Origin of the sequence: uncultured Algimonas sp. (assembly GCF_947498175.1) — a bacterium.
Taxonomy (GTDB): domain Bacteria; phylum Pseudomonadota; class Alphaproteobacteria; order Caulobacterales; family Maricaulaceae; genus Litorimonas.
On record NZ_CANMJB010000001.1, the window covers coordinates 80,456 to 97,864 of the forward strand.

The window sequence follows — 17,409 nt, forward strand, 5'->3', positions numbered from 1 at the left end:
GGCTACTCGGTCGTGTTGTCGGACGGGGCGGGAGCCTCATCGCCCAGCAATTCGCCAAGGACCTCGTCCAGTTGTTCGACGGTGCCGATCTTGGCGGCATTACCGTTGATGAAGAAAGCGGGTGTGCCGCCGACACCTTCGTCGAAGCCCTGCTGCATCTTGCTCTGTATGGTTTCACGGTGCGCTTCGTTCGCCATGCAGGTTGCAAATTCCTCTTCCGACAGTCCGGACGCCTTGGCTATGTTGATATAAGCGGTTCGCGCATCGCCGTTCTGAGCCATCTGCATGATCTGCTGCAGGCGGTCGAACTGAAGCTTGATATTGGTAAAATAGTCCTCTTCATCGGCGCAGAGTGCGATCTTGAAACCGGCTTCGGCCAGATCGGGCTGGCCGGTCAGAAATTCGCGGAAGACGTACCGCACCTTGCCGGTGTCGATATAGCGGGCCTTGAGATCGGGATAGACGTTCCGATGCCATAGAGCGCAAGCTGGACAGGTGACGGACGCATATTCTACGATCGTGACCGGGGCATCAACGCGGCCGATGGCATGGTCGTCGGACCGTTCAAAGGCGGTGCGGTCGGCGCTCGCGCCGGCGGGAGTGGCGGAGGACGCGGTGCCGTCCTGCCCGGCATTGTTGCAGGCTGCGAACAATGCGGCCGCGCCGACGAGGGAAAGAGTGCGAATCACAGAAGCCATAGTCGAGCATCCCGAATTGAAGGTGAAGTGCAAGCCGCGCCCGCACGAAAGGCCGGTCGGCTCCGGCCGTTATGGACAGGTTCAACGTGCCGTGGAGCGGCCTTCCACCCAGCCGCGGATCGCCTCGGCGTCATGGTCGCCCTTCATGACCCGGCCGTTGAAGACGAAACCGGGAACGCCGTCGATCCGGCCCGCGACCGAACGCTGTTCGGCGCGCAGGATCGGCTCCATGTTGGCTGGGTCGGACAGGCAGGCCGTGATGGCCGCTTCGTCCGCCAATCCCGCCCCACGGGCGACGGCGTCGAACTGGGCGCGGATTTCCGTCCCGTCCTTCGCCCCGAGAATGGCGCGCTGACGGGCGAACTGGTCTTCGATCACGCTCATATAGGCCTTGTCCGGGGCGCATTCTGCCATCAGGAAACCGGTCAGCGACATCTGCATCGGTTGCGTCGGCAGCGGCCGGAACACGACGCGCAGCGCGCCGGGCTCGACCAGATCCGATTTCACGGTCGGCCAGTCCTTGGCGAACCACGCCCCGCAATGCGGGCACATGTTGGAAGCGTAGACGATCAGCGTGTTGGGCGCGTCCGCCTGGCCCAAGGTCCGGTCCGTGGGCGCTTCGGTGAAGACATGGTCCGGTTCGTCCGCAGGCTGCGCCAGCGCCGGCGCGGCGAACAGGAGCGATAGAACGGCAAGGGTGGCTCGGATCATCTCGGATCTTTCAAGGCTGGTGTCTGATGACTTCGCGGCCGAGCCGCTCCAGAACGTCCTTTAGCCGTTCATTGCGGACCTGCGTAAGGCCTTCGCGCAGCGCGGCGTCCTCGGACGGGGTCAATCCCCGTTTGGGCGAGACCGGATCGGACCCGGGCGGGGCGGCCTGGACGACCTGGAGCCGGGCGACGGACCCGGCGCCCAGATGCGCGTTCAGGCGCTCCAGGATCGGCCCCGACGCGGCCAGGATGAGCGAGGCGGCCGGACCCGGCGCGCTGATCACCAGCGTGCGGCCGTCCTTGCTGCCTCGGAACCGCACGGGCGCGCTGATCTTCGACCAGCGCGGGCCCATGATGTCGGGCCAGAGATCGGCCAAAGCCAGCGCGGAGCTGCCCCGTTTGCGTCCCTTGCCCGCCAATGGGCGCATGACGCGGTTCACGGCCATGCTGGCGCTCGGCAGGGCACGGGCCTGCGGCCGGGCGCGGCGCGCTTCGAGGTAACGCTCCACGATGGCGCGTTCGGCCGGGGTGAGGGGGCGATGTGTCACGACCTGATCATCGACCATTGCAAGGCCGAGGTAAAGTGCACAGGTCTGCGCTCATCATGTGGAGCGATGAGGACATAGAGGCCATGCGGGCCGCTCTGCTGGAGTGGTACGACCGAGAAGGGCGGACATTGCCGTGGCGTGTCCGGCCGGAAGACCGCGCGAAGGGTGCCAAGCCCGATCCTTACGCGATCTGGCTGTCCGAGATCATGTTGCAGCAGACGACCGTGCCGCACGGCACGCCTTACTGGCACAAATTCCTGCGGCTCTATCCGACGGTGGACGACCTTGCCGCAGCCCCGCTGGACGATGTCCTGATCCATTGGGCTGGACTGGGCTATTATGCGCGGGCGCGGAACCTGCACAAATGCGCGAAGATTGTCGTCGCCAATCATGGCGGACGCTTTCCCCGCACAAAGGCGGAGCTTATTCAGCTGCCGGGCATCGGTGACTATACGGCTTCGACCATCGCCGCGATCTGCTTCGACGAGCCGACGACTATCGTCGACGGCAATGTGGAGCGGGTGATGGCGCGGCTGCACCGTGTCGAGGCGCCGCTACCCAAGGCAAAGCCTGAGCTCAAGCGGCTCGCTACCGTGCTGTCCGATCCCGACAGGCCCGGCGATTACGGCCAGGCCGTGATGGATCTCGGCGCGACCGTCTGCACGCCGCGCTCGCCGTCCTGCCTGCTCTGTCCATGGAAGGATTGGTGTCGGGCCTACGAAGCCGGTGACCAGACGGATTATCCGAAGAAGACGCCGAAGAAGGCGAAGCCCGTTCGCCATGGACAGGCGTTCGTGATGCTAAAGGACGGCGCGGTCTGGCTGCGCCGCCGGGTGGAGGAAGGGCTGCTCGGCGGCATGATGGAAGTGCCGACGACGGATTGGATCGCGTCAGAGACGGCGTTCGATCCACCGATCGCGGCGGATTGGGTGCGGACCGCAGCACCCGTGCGGCATGTCTTCACCCATTTCGAGCTTCGACTGGACGTTCATGTGGCGCATGTGAAAAGCGACCCACCGGGGGAGGGCCGATGGGTCGCGACGGACGCGCTGGGTCAGGAAGCGCTGCCAAGCCTGTTCAAGAAGGTGTTGAGGGCAGCCGACCTCTAATGGCGTTGTCCCCGCAATGAATGCCGGGGACGGCTTGTAGTTAGGCAATGGCCCTTAGGCCGCCTTGCCGTTGTCGTTCATATCGCTTGAGGCCATGCCATCCTGCTCCGGCAGGGACTTGTGGCGTCCGCCAATCTCGATGCGGCGCGATTCCGGCTGGGTCTCTTCCGTCTTTGGCAGGGTCAGCTCCAACACGCCATCTTCGAACGTGGCTTCGATGCTGTCCTCGTCGACGCCGTCCGGCAGGGCCAGCATGCGCTGGAAGCGCCCGTAGCGCGTTTCGGTCTGACTGCGACCGTCCTCGGAGCGCTCGTAGCGGGACTTCTTCTCGCCGGAGATTCGGATCTGTCCGTTTTCGACGCTGACATCGACATGGTCGCGCTTCACACCCGGCAATTCCAGCGACAGGCGGAATTCGTCGTCGGTTTCGTGATGGTCGATGGCGGGGGTGAAGAAGCTGCCCGCCTCCTGATCGTCGTCCTGGTCGATCAGCGACTGGGCGCGGTTGAACATGTCCGCCATTTCGCGCTGCATGTGGTCGAAAATGGAATAGCCCTGCTGGGGAGAGCTCACGCGCGCGCGGGGCGTGATGCGATAGCGGTAGATGATGGGATAGTTGGCCATGTCTGGGGTCTCCTTTCATTGACGATGGGCGCGACCGGCCGGATGCCGGACGCTTTCCATGCAATGAGGAAGGCCGCCATAGGGTTTCAAACCCTACGGAATGGCAATGTCGAAAGTCAGGAGGCCGCCATTTCGGCCCGGATCTGGCTGCGGATAGTATCGATGGGCATCAAGCCCTCAGCGCCCATGAAGTGCCAGAAAGTCCAGCCGTTGCAGGATGGAGCGTCGGTGACATGCGCGCCGACCTTGTGGATCGAACCTTCGAACCCGTCTTCGGACTTCAGGCTGCCGTCGGCGCGAACGCGAGCCGCAATCTTGCCTTTGGCGGAGAACAGCTTGGTGCCGATGTCGATCAGGCCACGTTCCACCAAATGGGCGAAGGGCACGCGCGGCTCGGAGCGTTTGGAGCGGGTGATCTGGATCGCTTCCGTTCCGGCGGGACGGATCTTGGCGATGCGCTTGCGGGCATGGGCGATATAGTCGTGTTCGCGCTCCAGCCCGATATAGTGCCGGCCCAGCTTCTTCGCCACGGCGCCGGTCGTACCGGTGCCGAAGAAGGGGTCCAGGATCACGTCGCCGGGGTTGGAGGTGGACAAGATGACGCGGTGCAGCAGGCTTTCGGGTTTCTGCGTCGGATGCGCCTTGCCGCCGCCTTCGGTCTTCAAACGCTCATGACCCGTGCAGATCGGCAGGGTCCAGTCGGAGCGCATCTGCACGCCGTCATTCATCATCTTCATGGCGTCGTAATGGAAGGTCGGGCGCGAGTCTTCGCTCTTGGTCGCCCAGATCAGGGTTTCGTGCGCATTGGTGAACCGCGTGCCGCGGAAGTTCGGCATGGGGTTGGTCTTGCGCCAGATGATGTCGTTCTGGATCCAGAACTGCTGGTCCTGCAGGACGGTCCCGACGCGGAAGATGTTATGGTAGCTGCCCATCACCCAGATGGAGCCGTCATCCTTCAACACGCGCCGCGCGGCCTGCAACCAATCATGGGTGAACAGGTCGTAGGCGTCCATCGTGTCATACTGGTCCCAATGTTCGGTGACGCCGTCCACGGTAGAATTGTCCGGCCGCAACAGGTCGCCGCCGAGCTGCAGATTGTAGGGCGGGTCGGCGAAAACCAGATCGACGGATCCGGCCGGAAGGCTGTTCATCAGATCGACGCAGTCGCCCTGGATGATCCTGTTCAGCGGCAGGTCGCCCGGCGCCGAAGCCTCGGACGCCTCGCTCATTGCGGGGGCGGGAAAACTGTTGTCGGCGACGACGCGAAGGTGGCTCATGACGATCCTGAACGAACGGGGGTGTTACGATGAGGACCAGAGCTGGGGGCGGCACGGTAAATGGCGTGTTAAATCGCATGGTTAACGCGGATTAGGGATTTCGGAGCCGAATCGGAGACCGTCTTAACCTTTGGCGTTGCGCGCGGCCGCAGTGTGCGCCCATAGAACGCGGCAGGGAGAGAGCATCATGAAAAAGACCCTTCTGGCTACGGCCTTGTTTCTAACGGCGACACCGGCGGTCTCCTCGGACGATTTGCGCGCGGCGATCCAGGCCGATTACGACGCCAATCTCGAGCAACTTTTCGTTCACCTTCATGAAAATCCGGAACTGTCCTTCCAGGAGACCGAAACCGCGAAGCGTATCGCTTCCGAATTGACCGCGCTCGGCTATGACGTGACGACCCAAGTCGGGCGCACCGGCGTGGTCGCCGTGCTGGAGAACGGGGAGGGGCCGACCGTCCTGATCCGGGCCGACATGGACGCCCTGCCAGTCGACGAACGCAGCGGCCTGCCCTATGCGTCCACGGCGACCCAGGTGAACTTGGTCGGCAAGGAGATGCCGGTCATGCATGCCTGCGGCCACGATGTGCACATGACCTCGCTGGTCGGCACGGCGCGCCAGCTCATGCGGCTGAAGGACGACTGGTCCGGCACGCTGGTCCTGATCGGTCAGCCGGCCGAGGAGATCATCTCCGGCGCCAAGGCCATGATCGAGGACGGTCTCTACGAACGCTTCCCCAAGCCCGACTACGCCATCGGCTTCCACGTCTGGTCGCCGGTGGAAGCCGGAAAGGTGATGGTGCCGGGCGGCCTGGCCTATTCCAGCTCCGACAGCGTGGACATCACCGTGCGCGGCGTCGGCACGCACGGGGCGGCGCCGCATATGGGTGTCGATCCGATCTTGGTCGCCAGCGCCCTTGTGGTGAACCTGCAATCCATCGTCTCGCGCAGCATCAACCCGCTGCAACCGGGCGTGATCACGGTCGGGTCGTTCCAGGCGGGGACGAAGAACAACATCATCGGCGACACGGCGGAGCTAAAGCTGACCGTGCGGTCCGACGACCCCGACGTGCGCACGACCCTGCTCGATTCCATCGACCGCGTGGCGCGCGGCACGGCCATCGCCTACGGCGTGCCGGACGACCTGCTGCCGGTCGTCACGCGCCTGCCGCGCAGCACGCCGCCCATGAAGAACGACCGCGAGACCGCCGACTTCCTGCGCTCGCATCTGCGCGGCAACATGCCGGATGGCGCGGTGATCGAGGCCGCGCGCAGCGGCATGGGTGCGGAAGACTTCGCGGAGCTGATCTCGCCCGACCTCGGCGTGAAAGGTGTCTACATGGCCGTCGGCGGGACGCCCGCCGACGAGCTCGACGGCGTGGCCTCGCACCATTCGCCCTTCTTCAAGGTGTCGCCCGAGCCGAGCGTTACGGCCGGGACGGAAGCGATGACGCTGAGCGCGATGGCATTGTTCAAGCGCGAACAGTGAAACTTATGCAGAGGCGGATTTCGCCTTTGCGCCGAGTCTCGCTAAGCGCCCCGCATGCGCCAATATCTCGATCTGCTCCGACATGTGATGGACAACGGCACCGACCGGATGGATCGGACCGGGACCGGCACGCGGGGCGTGTTCGGCCATCAGATGCGCTTCACACTGGGCGACGGCTTTCCGATGGTCACGACCAAGAAGCTGCACCGCAAATCCATCGTCCACGAGCTGCTCTGGTTCATCGCGGGCGATACCAACGTCAAGTATTTGCAGGACAATGGCGTGCGGATCTGGGACGAATGGGCCGGTGCAGACGGCGATCTCGGCCCGGTCTACGGCAAGCAATGGCGCCGCTGGGAGGGGCCGGACGGCAAGGTCATCGACCAATTGTCCCAGGTGATCGAGAATATCCGGACCAACCCCTATTCGCGCCGCCACATCGTGTCGGCCTGGAACCCGGCCGATGTGGACGAGATGGCTTTGCCACCGTGCCACACCATGTTCCAATTCTTCGTCGCGTACGGACGGCTATCCTGCCAGCTTTATCAGCGCAGCGCGGACATCTTCCTCGGCGTGCCGTTCAATATCGCCAGCTATGCGCTGCTGACGCACATGGTCGCGCAAGTCTGCGACCTGGAAGCGGGCGACTTCGTACACACGTTCGGTGACGCGCATATCTATCACAACCATTTCGAGCAGGTGCGGGAGCAGTTGACGCGAGAGCCTAAGGCGTTGCCGAGGCTGGAACTGAACCCGGATGTGCGCGAGATCGGGAACTTCACCTATGCCGATGTGACGTTGACAGGCTATGACGCGCATCCGAATATCGCGGGGAAGGTGGCGGTTTAGGAAAAGGGTGTAACGGGCATCCACGACCCGCATTCCTTAGCGATCGCTCTTACCAACCCAATCGGTGCGCCCGGCTTCAACTCTTCCTGTAAATCACATCGGAAGAAGAGAGGCTGCATGGTCAAACGGCCAAAGCGAAGTCTAAACGCAAACGTGTGCCTCGACTTTTTTGCGCCACCCCACCCTTAGGCTTTCTTCACGAACTCCGTCTTCAGTTTCATCGCGCCGATTCCGTCGATCCTGCAGTCGATGTCGTGATCCTCGTCGATCAGGCGGATGATGCGCACCTTGGTGCCGACCTTAACGGTCTTGGACGTGCCTTTGACTTTCAGGTCCTTGATCAGCGTGACGTTGTCGCCGTCTTCGAGGATGTTGCCGTTCGCGTCGCGGTAAACCTTTTCGGAACTCTTGGACGGCGCGGCGTCGGCCGCCGCCCATTCATGCGCGCATTCCGGACAGATGAGCAGCGGGCCGTCTGGATAGACATAGTCGGAGCCGCATTCGGGGCAGGGTGGAGTGTCGGTCACGAACGAGCCTTTGCGTCGGACGGGGAGACGCGCTTGAACAAGGAGACGAGGACCCGGATCGAGATCAGCAGCAAGGCGGGCCAGATACTGACGGAAGCGAGCAGTCCCAGCCCGGCGGCGGCGAGTCCGACATAGGCCGCAGCCGCGAAGGGGACGGATAGCGTCCCGGTCGCGACGGGATTGTCCAGCCCGGCACGTTTGCGCGTCCGGTCCTCCGGCACATTCTTGAGCATGCGACCGACGTTGCGCGCCAGGAACAGTGTCGCCAGCGACAATGCGAGGATGAGCGTGTCGCGCGACGACAGGCCGATAAACACCGTCGCCAGCAGGATCGGCAGAAGCACGACCAGCAACTTCCACAACTCCAGACCGCGCAACAGCAGGGGCAAGGCGTCCATGGGCGACGATCGCTCGATCAGGATATCGACCGGTAGGCCCGCAGCTGTTTCCGTTAAGTCGGTCCCGGGCGGCGGTCGTATGCCAAAACCTTCTTGCGCCGCTTCCCATACAGCGAAGTCCTGCGTGCTGTTTCCGGCATAGTCGAACCCGTCCGGGAAACGGTCGCGCAGGAAAGCGGCCTTGTTCGCGGATGTCATATTGTAGGTCGGACTCGTCCCGAAGGCGCCATCGATGAAATCGTGACGCGCCGCTAGGCGCTGCACCAGACTGTCTTCTGATCCGCTGCACAGATAGACGGACCGCCCGTCCGCCTTGGCCTGTTTGGCCAGCGCGACGATGGCCGGTTCGAGCGGTTGGGGGTCCTGCAAAAGACGGTCGCCGATCCGCGCGACCATCGCCTGCTTCATGGCCGGCTTGTCGCGTAGTCCGAGACTTAGATATTGCAGAGCGCGCGCAGGGTCGCGCCGCACCGCCTCCCATACCATTTCGTGGGTCAGGTCGTTCTTCAGAAACGTGCCGTCGACGTCGAGGATCAGCGGTCGGGTCATGTGGAAGGTCGCTCCGCCTGTTTCCGTTCATAGGGGGCTTTGTCCACGACACTTCTCTCCATCGTGCGGCGGATCAGCCACCAGATCGCCAGCGCGCCGACCATTTTGCCGCCAATGCTCATCACTATGTTGGGCAAGGTGAATTGACCATCGCGGATCGCTTCGGCGCCGAGCAGAAAGATCGACGTATCGACCGGCGCGGCGAGGGCCGAGGATAGAAGCACCCGGGTGGAGAGCTTGAGGCGGGTAAAGGTGAACACCGCCCAGTCCACTAGTTCCGACACGGCGAAGGCCGCACCGGACGCCAAGGCCAGCTCGCCGCCTGCCGTCGCCCAGGTCAGGCCGAGCGCCACCGCCATGGCCAGCAGCACCCAATGGCCGATCTCGCGCTGGGCGAAATCCCGGGCCACGAGGACCAGCCCGGTGACGATCGTGACGGGATTGAACGCCCAGCCCAAGCCCGGCAACGCCACCATCGGCGCCCAGGTGAAACTCCAGTTTATGAAAGGGATGAGCAGCACATAGACCAGTGTCACGACCACGGCGCGGGTCGGGGCGGAAAACGGCTCCGTTCTGGCATGGGTGGACATGACGGCCCTATACGCCGCCGCCGCCGCGCTGTAACCCTTTCGTCATGACGCTATCTGGAAAACCCGTTCTGGCCGCCATCGTCGCGCGGTCCACCAACGGGGTGATCGGTCGCGACGGAGATTTGCCGTGGCGGCTGCGCTCCGACCTGAAGCATTTCAAACGGGTTACGATGGGCAAGCCGTGTCTGATGGGTCGCAAGACCTGGGAGAGCCTGCCGTTCCCGCTGCCCGGCCGCCCCAATCTTGTGCTGACCCGCAATGCGGACTATTCGGCCGATGAGGCAGAAGTGTTTACGGACCTGTCACAGATGGTGGGCCGCGGCGCCGAGCTGGCCGGGGGGACGGGCGCGGACGAAATCATGGTTATCGGCGGCGCGCAGCTCTACAGGGTGCTATTGCCCTGGACGGACCGGATCTACGAGACCGAGGTCGCCGCCACGGTCGATGGCGATGCCCGTTTTCCGAAGTTACCCGACAGAGACTGGACCGTGAAAAGCGAAACGAAACATTCGGCCGGACCGGGCGACGACCACGCTTTCGTCGTGCGCGTGCTGGAGCGCCACCGGAAATCGTCATCTGTCGCAGCGAAGTCGTCTTGAAAGGTTTCAACCGCTTCGCCACATAGGGGCGGATTCGATGGAGACCTTGAATGGCTGACAACAATTCACCCTGGGGCCCCAAAGGGGGTTCCGGCGACAAGGGCAACTCGCCTTGGGGCAGCGGCAAACGCCCCGGGTCCACGGGCGGACCCGACCGCTCCGCTGACCTCGACAATGTCATCGAAGGCTTCAAGACCCGAGTGAAGAAACCGGGTGGCCCGCGCCGCCCCGGCGGCGGAGGCGGAGGCGGCGGCAATATCGGCGATTTCCGGATCGGGCCTTTGGGTCCCCTGGGGATAGCGCTGGCCGTGGGTGCCGTCCTGCTGCTTTCGACGTCTGTCTATACGGTCGACCAGACCGAGCGCGCGCTCGTGCTGCGCTTCGGCGATTACGAGCGTACGGCTTTGCCGGGGCTGAACTTCAAGCTGCCCAGTCCGATCGAGACGACCTACAAGCAGGAAACCGAAATCATCCGGCGTGACGACATCGGCGGAAACGACTTCGCGTCGCTCATGCTGACGGGCGACGAGAATATCGTGGACATCGACTTCACGGTCCTGTGGCGCATCAACGATCTCGCCAACTACTTTTTCGAGGTGGACGATCCCGCCCAGGCCGTCCGCGCCGTCGCCGAAAGCGCGATGCGCGAAGTCGTGGGCCAGAGCGAGTTGCAGCTGATCATCACGACCGACCGGCTCGCCATCACGACTGCCGTGCGCGACCTGATGCAGGAAACGCTGGATGAATACAAAGCCGGTGTCCGCGTCGTGGAGGTGCAGTTGCAGAAAGCCGATGCGCCGGACCAGGGGGGCGTGGTCGATGCCTTCCGCGACGTCGAGGATGCGGGCCAGGAAGCCGAGACGACCATCAACCAGGCCGTCGCCAGCCAGAACACGATCGTTCCCGAGGCTCGTGGCCAGGCCGCTCAGATCCTGCAGGACGCACAAGCCTATCGCGACCGGGTGATCGCGGAAGCCGAAGGTGAGGCCGAGCGTTTCAACCTGATCTACGAGGAATACAGAAAGGCGCCGGTCGTGACACGCCAGCGTATGTATCTGGAGACCATCGAGGACGTCTACGGGAGTGGCGACACCATCATTCTGGACGATAATGCCGGGTCCGGCGTCGTTCCCTATCTGCCGCTCGACCAGCTCAGCAATCGCAACAATCCACCCCGCACGGGAGGCCAATGATGAAAAATCCGCGTCTCATCATGCTCGCCGTTCTCGGCGGGCTCATTATTCTGGCGATCTTCGCCTCGCTCTTCACGGTCGAAGAGCATGAACAGGCCATCGTCTTCCAGTTCGGCGAAGCCCAGCGCGTCGAGAACCCTTGGGGAGAAGAGGCCGATGCCGGGCTCAAGGTGAAAACACCGTTCATCGAGAATGTGGTCTATCTTTCGCGCCGCAATCTCGAGGTGGATCTGCGTCCGGTCGAGCTGCTGGCGTCCGACCAGGAGCGTCTCGTTGTGGATGCCTTCGTGCGCTATCGCATCATCGACGCCATTCGTTTCTATGAAACGCTGCGCAACGAAGCCGGCGCGCAAAATCAATTGCAGACCATCTTCGACTCGACCCTGCGCGATGTGCTGGGCCGGGCAACCCAACCGGAGATCATTTCGACACGGCGTTCTGAGCTGATGGCGGAAATCCAGTCGGTGGCGGACGCTGTCGCCGAGCAGGAAAATCTGGGCATCGACATCATCGATGTGCGCATCAAACGCGCCGACTTGCCTGAAGCCAACTATCAACGCGTGTTCGACCGCATGGTGTCGCAGCGGACGTTGGAGGCCAATCTGCTACGCGCTGAAGGTCTGGAACGCGCCCGCGAAATCCGTGCGACGGCCGAACGCCAGGCGACCGTCATCCAAGCCGAGGCCCAGAAACAGGCCGAGATCATCCGAGGCGAGGGCGATGGTCGCCGCAACGCGATCTATGCCGCCGCCTTTGAACAGGATCCGGAATTCTTCGCCTTCTACCGGTCCATGGAGGCCTACCGCCGCGGACTGGGAGAGCGATCGACCTTCGTCTTGTCCCCTGACTCCGACTTTCTCGGCTATCTCGACAACCAGATGGGCTCGCGCCGCTAGTCCGGCGTGAGTGTCGCGACGGTCCTGCTCCTCGTCTTCGGGGGCGCGCTCGCCATCGAGGGCATTGCCTGGGCGTTGGCGCCCGATGCCATGCGGCGCGCCTACGATCAGGCAATGTCGATGCTGGATGGGCGCAGCCTCGCCAATATGGGGCTGCTCAGCGCTGCGCTCGGCCTGCTGCTGATCTGGATCGGCATCCGGCTGCATTCATAGGGCTTTGACACGTGTGTCTGACTGAAACGTCATGCGCCAGCGGCGTCAGGCCGTCTTGGCAAAAGCGGCCCCTTGCCCCACAGTCGCGGTCATGATCCGACCGCTTCTTCTCGCTTTCGCGCTTTCCATAACGTCTGTTTCCAGTGTCCATGCCCGTCCGGCGCCGGACGGGTTCGTGGAGCTGACGAAGCGTCTGTCGCCCGCCGTCGTCAACATCTCCACCGCGCAGACCGTGGAGTTCGGTGACGAAGATCTTCCCGCCTTTCCTGAAGGCTCGCCTTTGGAACGGTTCAACGACTTTTTTGGCAACCGGCCCGGTCGCGACGGTCGCGTTTCACGGTCGCTCGGGTCGGGTTTCGTCATCGACGCAGACGGGCATATCGTCACCAACAATCACGTCATCGAAGGCGCGGACCTGATCGAAGTGACCTTTCCGAACGGCGATGCCTACGAGGCCGACTTGATCGGTCGCGATCCGGCGACCGACATCGCCGTGCTGAAGATCGAGACGGGCGATGCACTGCCTTTCGTGCCGTTCGGCGATTCGGATGCGGCCGAAGTGGGGGAGTGGGTAATCGCCATCGGCAATCCTCTCGGCTATTCCGGATCGGTCACGGCCGGGATCATCTCGGCCCGCAACCGGGACATCTCCGCCGGCAACTATGACGACTTCATCCAGACGGATGTCGCCATCAACCAAGGCAATAGCGGGGGTCCGCTATTCAACATGGACGGCGAAGTAATCGGCGTGAACACCGCAATCATCTCGCCGACCGGCTATTCCATCGGCTTGTCCTTCTCCGTGCCGAGCGACCTGGCGCGGAGCGTCTCCAGCCAGTTGATCGAATTCGGCGAAACGCGGCGTGGCTATCTGGGCGTGCGCACGCAGGAAGTGGACCGTGACATTGCGCAGGCCTACGGACTCGACGCACCGCGCGGCGCGCTTATCAGCGCGGTTCTATCGGACGGCCCGGCGGAAAAGGCGGGGCTGGAGCGCGGCGACCTGATCACGCGGATCGGCGACCGCGACATCGCCGACACACGCGCCCTGTTCCGCGTCGTCGCCGAAAGCGGGATCGATGAAGATGTGGGCGTTGAATATGTCCGCCGCCGGAACACTCGCACAACGACGGTTCGGATCGAAGAGCTGGAAGAGGAACTCTCGGTCGAGGAACGTCTCGAACTCGACGTCGAGACCGGCAAGGCGGAACGTACGGTCGGCGGTCTGTCGGTCGAAGGGTTGAGTGCCGACGTGCGCCGCACCAACCGGATCCGGCCGGACGTGCAAGGCGTGCGGGTCGTCGATGTGGAGCGCCGGTCTCGCGCTTCGGGTAAGATCCTCAGGGGCGATATCATCGAGGAAGTCGGCTTCGAACCGGTCGCGACCCCGGAAGCCTTCGAAAAAGCGATGCAAGCCGCCATCGAAGCGGGCGAGCCTGTGACGCTGTTGATCAATCGCGGCGGCAATTACATCATCTATGCGCTGAACACCTAGTCGCAAAATTCCTCGTCGGAATATCCTTGAAAGTACAAAGCGCTATGCAGGCTGGTTAAAGCGATCGCGCTATGCGCGGCTGCGGCCACGGCCGGCTTGGCCCGATAGGCCAGACCCAGACCGGCGGCTTTGATCATCGCCAGATCGTTTGCGCCGTCGCCGATGGCGAGGGCGCGCGAAGGATCGCCGTCGCAAATCTCCATAAGGGCCTCCCGCTTTGCTTCGCGACCCAGGATCGGGTGCTCGACCTCTCCGGCTAGCACGCCGTCCTGTTCGATCAGGACGTTGGCCCGGTGACCGTCGAACCCGCAGGCTTCCGCTACGCGCGATGTAAAGAATGTGAAGCCGCCCGACACGATCAGCGTCTTCGCCCCCTGCGCCCGCATGGTCCGAGCGAGTGTCCGCGCGCCGTCATTCAGATGGATGCGCTCGTCGTAACAGGTTTGCAGCACGTTCGTGGGCACCCCTTTCAGCAGGGAGACCCTCTCATCCAGCGCGCTTTCGAACCCGATTTCGCCGCGCATGGCGCGTTCCGTGATTTCCGAGACGCGGTCCTTCACGCCGGCGAAGGCCGCCAATTCGTCGATGCATTCCTGTCCGATCAGAGTGCTGTCCATGTCGCAGACCAGGACGGAGCGGCGGCGATTGCCGTCGGGTTGGACGCAGACATCGCCGCGAACTTTGGCAGCCTGCAAGACGGCGCGCGCATCCGCACTGTCATGTGCGGTGGTAAGGCCCTCGATGGCGCGGCCGGGCGACAGGATACGACTGTCGCGCAAGCCGAGCGCGCTGGCGCCGGCGGCCAGCTGGTCGCCGCTCTCTTGCGGCAGGACAAGCGTGGCGATCTGGTCTAGGGGCGACGACATGATTGAGCTCGAGTTGGACAGTCCGGTCATATGTATCGCAGGGCCCACGGCCAGCGGCAAGTCGGACTATGCCGTGCGGGTCGCCAAAGCGGTGGACGGAGAGATCGTCAATGCGGACGCGCTGCAGGTCTACGCCGATTTGAAGATCCTGTCGGCCCGACCCCGAGCCGACGAAATGGACGGCGTTCCGCATCATCTTTTCGGACACATATCCGGCGGCACAGCCTATTCGACCGGGGAATGGGTCCGCGATGTCGTGCCGGTTCTTTCAGCCATTGCAGGACGAGGGCGAGTGCCGGTGATCGTCGGTGGAACGGGGCTCTATTTTCAGGCTCTCTTGCAAGGGCTGGCCGACATCCCACCGGTTCCCGATCACATCGAAGGAGAAGTTTCCGGTATTGATATTAACGATTTGCGAGAAGAAGCTCAAGCCGTCGATCCGATCGCCACGGCTCGCATCCTCGGTGATGATCCGCAGCGTTTGGGACGCGTTGTCGGTGTCTGGCGCGCGACGGGCCGCGCCTTGTCCGACTGGCAAGCCGACACGCGTCCGGTCTTGCGTGCAGAGCGGATCTTCCGCGCCGTCATCCTTCCCGATCGCAAAGCGCTCTATGCCCGTATCGACGCCCGCTTCGACCGCATGATCCAGGCGGGCGCGCTGGACGAAGCGCGCACCGTGGTAGCGAGCGTCGGTCGCAACCGGTCTCCCATGCTCAAGGCAATCGGCCTGTCGCACTTGCTGTCATATCTCGACGGCGGCTGTGATTTGGAAACCGCCATCCAAACGGCCAAACGCGATAGCCGCCGGCTCGCGAAACGGCAGATGACCTGGTTCCGCAATCGGTGCCGCGACTGGTCTGTTCTGGCAACCGATGAAGACAAGGACGAATTTCTGGCCTCCCTATGAAACCTTGGCTCAAAGACGCGGCTCGGCTCGCTGTTTTCGCTCTGGCGGCACTCGCGGTCTATTGGGTGTTCCACGACCAAGTGGGGCGGTGGGTCGATCAGCTCGGCCGCTATGCCGACTCGCCGGTCCTGCTCTTGGTCGCGATCGGCGTATTTCTGGTCGGCTCTTTTTTTCTGCTTCCACAATGGGTCCTGATCGCGGCAGCCATCGCCGCGTTCGGTTTTCTGCAAGGCGCCATTGCGGCCTGGATCGCCACCATGTTCGCCGCGCATATCCATCTGGGCATTGCGATTCTGTTCAGGGACCGGTTGCGAGCGCGCCTGTCCGGACCGCGCATGACGCGCCTCCGGACCATGTTTTCACGCAACAGCTTCCAGTCGGGCTTGATCGTGCGGATGGTTCCGGCCGGTCCCTTCATACTCGTCAATCTTGCCGCAGGCCTGGCCGGCGCCCGCGCTGTGCCCTTCCTAAGCGGTACGGCCATCGGGATCATGCCGAAGATCGTGCTGACCGGTCTCGTCGCGCAGGGCGTCCTGTCCTCGGCGCAGGGGCGGCAGGTCGGACTGTGGGTCACGATGGGCGGCTTCGCCATGCTGGGTTTGTTTCTGCTATCGCGTTGGTCGAAGTCCATGCGCGCGCGACAAGCGAGAAATAACAGCTAAATACGCCGCTTACGGGAGAGAGTGCTTGCATTTGGGCCGGGTGATTTCCATTAGCCGAACATTAAGGGAATAATGGACAGATTCTGTACGCACCCATTTCGGGCGCACGAACGGCCTAGCCGTTTGCCAGACTGGACACAGACCGGGCGGAGCCTTCGATGATCTCATCACTTATGGACGCCTTTTCGTCCGACATCGCGATCGATCTCGGTACGGCGAACACGCTCGTCTATGCCAAAGGCCGCGATGTCGTGCTGAACGAACCGTCCGTCGTGTCGTTCTCCATCCGCAACGGTCGCAAGATCGTCCACGCGGTCGGCAACGACGCCCGCATGATGCTGGGTCGCACACCGGGAAACATCGAAGCCATCCGCCCCATGAAGGACGGCGTGATCGCCGATTTCGACGTGGCCGAGAAGATGATCAAGCACTTCATTGAGAAGGTGAAGAGCGAAGGCGGCTTCATGCGGCGCGCCAAGCCCAAGGTCGTGATCTGCGTCCCCTCCGGCGCGACGGCCGTGGAAGAGCGCGCCATCTACCAGTCCGCGCAACAAGCGGGCGCGCGCAAGGTCTACCTCATCGAAGAACCCATGGCGGCCGCGCTGGGCGCGGGCCTGCCGATCCACGAACCGGCGGGCTCCATGATCGTGGACATTGGCGGCGGCACGACCGAAGTCGCCGTCCTGTCGCTGGACGGTATCGTTTATTCGCGTTCCGTACGGGTCGGCGGCGACAAGATGGATGACGCGATCATCCAGTATGTCCGCCGCACGACGAACCTCCTGATCGGCGAGATGACCGCCGAGCGGGTCAAAAAGGAAGTCGGGTCCGCCACCATGCCGTCCGACAATGAGGGCATGAGCGTGCTGATCAAGGGGCGCGACCTCATGAACGGCGTGCCGCGCGAGATCCGCGTGAGTGAGGCCATGATCGCCGAAAGCCTGGCCGAACCGGTCGAGCAGATCGTCGATGCGGTCAAGATCGCGCTGGAAGCGACGCCGCCGGAACTGGCGGCCGACATCGTGGACAAGGGCATCATGCTGACCGGCGGCGGCGCCTTGCTGCGCAATCTCGACATCGAATTGCGCAACCGGACGGAGTTGCCGGTCTTCATCGCCGACGATCCGCTGTCCTGCGTGGTGCGCGGATCCGGCACAGTCGTTGAAAACCTCAAGAAATGGAAGAGCGTGCTCAAGACCGACGTCTAGGC

20 protein-coding genes are annotated in these 17,409 nt (G+C 63.2%); 11 read left to right on the top strand and 9 right to left on the bottom strand.

Annotated elements, in window-relative coordinates:
- Positions 1–2: 2 nt before the first annotated feature.
- The 3 genes from Q0718_RS00430 to Q0718_RS00440 form a co-directional block, all read right to left on the bottom strand.
- Positions 3–698 carry a thioredoxin domain-containing protein gene (locus Q0718_RS00430; protein WP_298911780.1) on the bottom strand — a complete coding sequence of 232 codons (696 nt, stop codon included), beginning with the start codon at positions 696–698 and terminating at the stop codon, positions 3–5.
- Between the two features lie 81 nt (positions 699–779).
- A complete protein-coding gene (locus tag Q0718_RS00435; protein ID WP_298911782.1) occupies positions 780–1,409 on the bottom strand; it encodes a thioredoxin domain-containing protein in 630 nt (209 codons plus the stop codon).
- 10 nt (positions 1,410–1,419) lie between these two features.
- Positions 1,420–1,956 carry a DciA family protein gene (locus Q0718_RS00440; protein WP_298911784.1) on the bottom strand — a complete coding sequence of 179 codons (537 nt, stop codon included), beginning with the start codon at positions 1,954–1,956 and terminating at the stop codon, positions 1,420–1,422.
- A 35-nt stretch (positions 1,957–1,991) separates the two neighbouring features.
- Between Q0718_RS00440 and mutY the strand changes: the two genes are divergently transcribed.
- A complete protein-coding gene (gene mutY / locus Q0718_RS00445; protein WP_298911786.1) occupies positions 1,992–3,065 on the top strand; it encodes an A/G-specific adenine glycosylase in 1,074 nt (357 codons plus the stop codon).
- A gap of 54 nt (positions 3,066–3,119) precedes the next feature.
- On the opposite strand, the gene Q0718_RS00450 is transcribed toward mutY, so the two are convergent.
- The gene (locus Q0718_RS00450) at positions 3,120–3,689 is read right to left on the bottom strand and encodes an Hsp20/alpha crystallin family protein (protein ID WP_298911788.1); all 570 of its coding nucleotides are present in this window, start codon (positions 3,687–3,689) and stop codon (positions 3,120–3,122) included.
- Between the two features lie 116 nt (positions 3,690–3,805).
- A complete protein-coding gene (locus tag Q0718_RS00455; protein ID WP_366523791.1) occupies positions 3,806–4,918 on the bottom strand; it encodes a site-specific DNA-methyltransferase in 1,113 nt (370 codons plus the stop codon).
- A gap of 235 nt (positions 4,919–5,153) precedes the next feature.
- Here Q0718_RS00455 and Q0718_RS00460 point away from each other — a divergent pair, with 235 nt between their 5' ends.
- Together Q0718_RS00460 and Q0718_RS00465 are read left to right on the top strand one after the other, a co-directional pair.
- Positions 5,154–6,455, top strand: coding sequence for an amidohydrolase (locus tag Q0718_RS00460; RefSeq protein WP_298911793.1), 1,302 nt, complete (start codon positions 5,154–5,156; stop codon positions 6,453–6,455).
- Between the two features lie 54 nt (positions 6,456–6,509).
- Positions 6,510–7,304, top strand: a complete 795-nt coding sequence (locus Q0718_RS00465; RefSeq protein WP_298911796.1) for a thymidylate synthase — start codon at positions 6,510–6,512, stop codon at positions 7,302–7,304.
- A 185-nt stretch (positions 7,305–7,489) separates the two neighbouring features.
- On the opposite strand, the gene Q0718_RS00470 is transcribed toward Q0718_RS00465, so the two are convergent.
- The 3 genes from Q0718_RS00470 to Q0718_RS00480 are packed head-to-tail and all read right to left on the bottom strand — an operon-like array spanning position 7,490 to position 9,368.
- Complete coding sequence (locus Q0718_RS00470) at positions 7,490–7,831, bottom strand: zinc ribbon domain-containing protein YjdM (protein WP_298911799.1); 342 nt, start codon at positions 7,829–7,831, stop codon at positions 7,490–7,492.
- Positions 7,828–8,778, bottom strand: coding sequence for a hypothetical protein (locus Q0718_RS00475; protein ID WP_298911802.1), 951 nt, complete (start codon positions 8,776–8,778; stop codon positions 7,828–7,830). The genes Q0718_RS00470 and Q0718_RS00475 overlap by 4 nt, the downstream gene beginning before the upstream one ends.
- On the bottom strand, positions 8,775–9,368 hold the full coding sequence (locus Q0718_RS00480; RefSeq protein ID WP_298911804.1) for a hypothetical protein: 594 nt from the start codon (positions 9,366–9,368) through the stop codon (positions 8,775–8,777). The genes Q0718_RS00475 and Q0718_RS00480 overlap by 4 nt, the downstream gene beginning before the upstream one ends.
- Positions 9,369–9,412: 44 nt before the next feature.
- Here Q0718_RS00480 and Q0718_RS00485 point away from each other — a divergent pair, with 44 nt between their 5' ends.
- From Q0718_RS00485 to Q0718_RS00505, 5 genes are all read left to right on the top strand, one after another.
- Positions 9,413–9,967, top strand: coding sequence for a dihydrofolate reductase (locus tag Q0718_RS00485; protein WP_298911807.1), 555 nt, complete (start codon positions 9,413–9,415; stop codon positions 9,965–9,967).
- Positions 9,968–10,017: 50 nt separating this feature from the next.
- Positions 10,018–11,160: an FtsH protease activity modulator HflK gene (gene hflK / locus Q0718_RS00490; RefSeq protein WP_298911810.1), complete on the top strand. Its 1,143-nt coding sequence runs from the start codon at positions 10,018–10,020 to the stop codon at positions 11,158–11,160.
- Positions 11,160–12,056, top strand: a complete 897-nt coding sequence (locus Q0718_RS00495) for a protease modulator HflC (protein WP_298911813.1) — start codon at positions 11,160–11,162, stop codon at positions 12,054–12,056. Before hflK ends, Q0718_RS00495 begins: the two co-directional genes overlap by 1 nt.
- A gap of 6 nt (positions 12,057–12,062) precedes the next feature.
- Positions 12,063–12,269, top strand: coding sequence for a DUF2065 family protein (locus Q0718_RS00500; RefSeq protein WP_298911816.1), 207 nt, complete (start codon positions 12,063–12,065; stop codon positions 12,267–12,269).
- A gap of 91 nt (positions 12,270–12,360) precedes the next feature.
- Complete coding sequence (locus Q0718_RS00505; protein WP_298911818.1) at positions 12,361–13,764, top strand: Do family serine endopeptidase; 1,404 nt, start codon at positions 12,361–12,363, stop codon at positions 13,762–13,764.
- On the opposite strand, the gene serB is transcribed toward Q0718_RS00505, so the two are convergent.
- Positions 13,761–14,630 carry a phosphoserine phosphatase SerB gene (gene serB / locus Q0718_RS00510; protein ID WP_298911821.1) on the bottom strand — a complete coding sequence of 290 codons (870 nt, stop codon included), beginning with the start codon at positions 14,628–14,630 and terminating at the stop codon, positions 13,761–13,763. The genes Q0718_RS00505 and serB overlap by 4 nt on opposite strands.
- Here serB and miaA point away from each other — a divergent pair.
- The 3 genes from miaA (at position 14,629) to Q0718_RS00525 (ending at position 17,407) form a co-directional block, all read left to right on the top strand.
- The gene (gene miaA, locus Q0718_RS00515; RefSeq protein ID WP_298911824.1) at positions 14,629–15,537 is read left to right on the top strand and encodes a tRNA (adenosine(37)-N6)-dimethylallyltransferase MiaA; all 909 of its coding nucleotides are present in this window, start codon (positions 14,629–14,631) and stop codon (positions 15,535–15,537) included. The genes serB and miaA overlap by 2 nt on opposite strands.
- Positions 15,534–16,199, top strand: a complete 666-nt coding sequence (locus Q0718_RS00520) for a VTT domain-containing protein (protein ID WP_298911828.1) — start codon at positions 15,534–15,536, stop codon at positions 16,197–16,199. The genes miaA and Q0718_RS00520 overlap by 4 nt, the downstream gene beginning before the upstream one ends.
- A 158-nt stretch (positions 16,200–16,357) precedes the next feature.
- Positions 16,358–17,407 (top strand): rod shape-determining protein, encoded by a 1,050-nt coding sequence (locus Q0718_RS00525; protein WP_298911831.1) that lies wholly within the window; start codon positions 16,358–16,360, stop codon positions 17,405–17,407.
- The last annotated feature ends 2 nt before the right edge of the window (positions 17,408–17,409 follow it).

Coding starts and splice junctions, on each gene's coding strand:
- hflK (WP_298911810.1), top strand. CDS start 10,018: ATGGCTGACAACAATTCACCCTGGGGCCCCAAAGGGGGTTCCGGCGAC.
- Q0718_RS00450 (WP_298911788.1), bottom strand. CDS start 3,689: ATGGCCAACTATCCCATCATCTACCGCTATCGCATCACGCCCCGCGCG.
- Q0718_RS00435 (WP_298911782.1), bottom strand. CDS start 1,409: ATGATCCGAGCCACCCTTGCCGTTCTATCGCTCCTGTTCGCCGCGCCG.
- miaA (WP_298911824.1), top strand. CDS start 14,629: ATGATTGAGCTCGAGTTGGACAGTCCGGTCATATGTATCGCAGGGCCC.
- Q0718_RS00475 (WP_298911802.1), bottom strand. CDS start 8,778: ATGACCCGACCGCTGATCCTCGACGTCGACGGCACGTTTCTGAAGAAC.
- Q0718_RS00525 (WP_298911831.1), top strand. CDS start 16,358: ATGATCTCATCACTTATGGACGCCTTTTCGTCCGACATCGCGATCGAT.
- Q0718_RS00485 (WP_298911807.1), top strand. CDS start 9,413: ATGACGCTATCTGGAAAACCCGTTCTGGCCGCCATCGTCGCGCGGTCC.
- Q0718_RS00495 (WP_298911813.1), top strand. CDS start 11,160: ATGAAAAATCCGCGTCTCATCATGCTCGCCGTTCTCGGCGGGCTCATT.
- Q0718_RS00480 (WP_298911804.1), bottom strand. CDS start 9,368: ATGTCCACCCATGCCAGAACGGAGCCGTTTTCCGCCCCGACCCGCGCC.
- Q0718_RS00430 (WP_298911780.1), bottom strand. CDS start 698: ATGGCTTCTGTGATTCGCACTCTTTCCCTCGTCGGCGCGGCCGCATTG.
- Q0718_RS00465 (WP_298911796.1), top strand. CDS start 6,510: ATGCGCCAATATCTCGATCTGCTCCGACATGTGATGGACAACGGCACC.
- Q0718_RS00460 (WP_298911793.1), top strand. CDS start 5,154: ATGAAAAAGACCCTTCTGGCTACGGCCTTGTTTCTAACGGCGACACCG.
- serB (WP_298911821.1), bottom strand. CDS start 14,630: ATGTCGTCGCCCCTAGACCAGATCGCCACGCTTGTCCTGCCGCAAGAG.
- Q0718_RS00520 (WP_298911828.1), top strand. CDS start 15,534: ATGAAACCTTGGCTCAAAGACGCGGCTCGGCTCGCTGTTTTCGCTCTG.
- Q0718_RS00505 (WP_298911818.1), top strand. CDS start 12,361: ATGATCCGACCGCTTCTTCTCGCTTTCGCGCTTTCCATAACGTCTGTT.
- Q0718_RS00455 (WP_366523791.1), bottom strand. CDS start 4,918: ATGAGCGAGGCGTCCGAGGCTTCGGCGCCGGGCGACCTGCCGCTGAAC.